General features: G+C 35.3%; 2 protein-coding genes, 1 tRNA gene and 1 pseudogene. 2 read left to right on the plus strand and 2 right to left on the minus strand.

Features of this window, described 5'->3' with window-relative positions:
• Positions 1–199 precede the first annotated feature (199 nt).
• Together IEV18_RS16690 and IEV18_RS16695 are read left to right on the plus strand one after the other, a co-directional pair.
• Positions 200–272 (plus strand) — tRNA-Val (locus tag IEV18_RS16690).
• 243 nt (positions 273–515) lie between these two features.
• Positions 516–1289 carry an HAD-IIB family hydrolase gene (locus tag IEV18_RS16695; RefSeq protein WP_188393486.1) on the plus strand — a complete coding sequence of 258 codons (774 nt, stop codon included), beginning with the start codon at positions 516–518 and terminating at the stop codon, positions 1287–1289.
• A 94-nt stretch (positions 1290–1383) separates the two neighbouring features.
• On the opposite strand, the pseudogene IEV18_RS16700 reads toward IEV18_RS16695, so the two are convergent.
• Both IEV18_RS16700 and IEV18_RS16705 read right to left on the minus strand, forming a co-directional pair.
• A pseudogene (locus tag IEV18_RS16700) lies at positions 1384–1932 on the minus strand (site-specific integrase); the annotation flags it as partial.
• Between the two features lie 184 nt (positions 1933–2116).
• Positions 2117–2496, minus strand: a 380-nt coding sequence (locus IEV18_RS16705; RefSeq protein ID WP_188393488.1) for an integrase core domain-containing protein, incomplete at its 5' end; no start/stop codon positions are given.

The raw sequence follows: 2496 nt of genomic DNA on the forward strand, positions 1-2496 counted from the left end.
GAGGCCTCTTTCTAAGTGTATTTGCCTGGTACGCATACATTTATGATAGAGTGCCTCTTCCTTTTTGGCTAGGATTTTGTAGAAATATCACCGAGAACTATTTTACACATACCATTTACCTTTAACAGAGCCTGTTTAAAAAAATGATTGACAGATCGTAAAAAAATGAGTATATTAGTAAATGCGCGACCTAATATATGATTCCGTAGCTCAGCTGGGAGAGCGCTACCTTGACAGGGTAGAGGTCGGTGGTTCGAGCCCACTCGGAATCACTACAGCAAAAGGCATATTCCACAAGGGTTTATGCCTTTTTTATTTGTTTTTCTTTTCCCCTTTCTTTGCCATTCATCTAAATTCAGGGTGAAATGAGGGTGAAAACTTTTTATATTGAATTACACAAAACTCCACACTTTTTTGATTTGTATTATAAAATATAAATAAACGTAATTTTGTAGGTTAGGGTGATTACGTTTTTATGTATAGTTTATTCCCATATCAGAAAGTGAGTGAGATTTTTGAAATTTGTTTTTGATTTAGATGGAACACTTTGTTTTAAAGGGCAACCAATTTCTAAAAAGATACTTCATTCATTGGCAGAATTAAAGGATGATGGAAATGAAGTAATCTTTGCATCTGCCAGACCTATCCGGGATATGCTACCTGTAATAGATGGAGTTTTTCATCATTATACAATGATAGGTGGTAATGGCTCTTTAATTTCAAAAGAAGGTAAGGTAATCAAGAGTAATTCATTTTCAACAAATGAAATTAACGAAATAAAGAATCTTATTGACCAATATAAAGCTACTTATCTAATAGATGGTGAATGGGACTATGCTTATACTGGTCCAGATAATCATTCTATACTACAAAATTTAGACCCTGCACAATTAGCGAAAAAAGTTACAATTGATTCTCTTAATCCAGTAGTTAAAATTCTAATTCTAACCTCAAATAATATGGAAGAATTAGAAGAAAAACTTTCGAATTTAGATGTATATGTAAATAAACATAGAAACGAGAATGTCCTTGATATTAGTCCAAGAGGGATTAATAAGTGGAGTGCTTTACAGTCCCTTGGAATAAAGGAAGATACATATATTGCCTTTGGAAACGATGCAAATGATATTACAATGTTTGAAAATGCACTGCATACTGTCATGATAGGCTATCACGATCAATTGTCTCCTTTTGCAAAAGAGACTATATCATTAAGAGGTAATTTCGAACAGGAAATCGCAGATAAAATACGTACACTTTCGAAGAAGTATAGTCTATTAAATATATAATTCTTTACAGGTAGCTTATCAACTTCACTGAAATGTAAAAAAAAGTAAAAGAGACCTCTTACATTTTTGAGGTCTCTTTCTTTACAGTTATAAATCAAAAACTAAACAATTCCGAAGCGGAGCGGTCTGTCTCTATTGTTCTATGTGCGTAAATGTCTGCGGTTATTCTTGTTGTGGAATGTCCAAGTCTTGCACTGACGGTTTTCAAGTCAATGCCCTGAGATAACAAATAGGTAGCTGATGTGTGTCTTAGATCATGAGGGCGGATATATCTGAGCTTATTTCGTTTTAAAAACCGCATCCATTTAGTTCTTGGGTATGATTGATAGTGTGGTAGACCAAAGTCGTTTGCAAATACAAAGAAATATTCCCCACCTTGCCATTCATCTCCAAGTAATTCTTTCTCCTTATAACGTTGTTCTTTGTATCGGATGAAAAGCGGTATTAAATTTGATGGAATGGTGACTGGTCGGATTGAACCCTTTGTTTTCGGCTCTTTGAGAATAAAACTTCCGTCCTTTAAGTGTACCAAAGAGTGATTGACGTAAAGAATTCCACTTTCCAAGTCAATGTCATCCCATTGTAGCCCTTGTAGTTCGCCCCTTCTTAAACCACATGAGACAGCCACACTAAAATACAATCTAAAGTGGACCCCATCGTCAAGACAACTTTTTTATAAATTTAAGGTGCATTGAGTTTTGCTCCTTCCCATCTTGCCAACCAAGCCTTTCATGTGGCAGATTCTGTCAAGGGCGTATTCTCCCTTGACAGGTTCTGTCGCATGAAAGATAATTTCTCAAAGATGGGAAGGGCAATGACGAACCTGTTTAATTAAAATAAACTGATGATGGTGTTTTATAATCTAGCGATTGATGAGGGCGATTGTAATTATAAAAATCAATGTAATCTCTTATATTTATTCTAGCTTCCCTTGGACTTTCATAATCTTTTAGATATACTTCTTCGTACTTTATGTTGCGCCAAAAACGTTCTATGATAATATTGTCCAAAGCACGTCCTTTACTGTCCATGCTGATTTGAACTTCCTTAGAGTTTAGTAGATTGATATATTTGGGACTGGTAAAATGGCTGCTTTGATCACTATTAAAGATAACGGGTTTAGCTATAGAGAAGGCCCTTTGAACGGCATCTAGGATAAATCCAATTTCTAGGGATTGATCCAGCTCCCAGCTAATGACATAGCGGG

It is taken from the genome of Compostibacillus humi (assembly GCF_014637175.1).
Lineage (GTDB): Bacteria > Bacillota > Bacilli > Bacillales > Amphibacillaceae > Oceanobacillus > Oceanobacillus humi.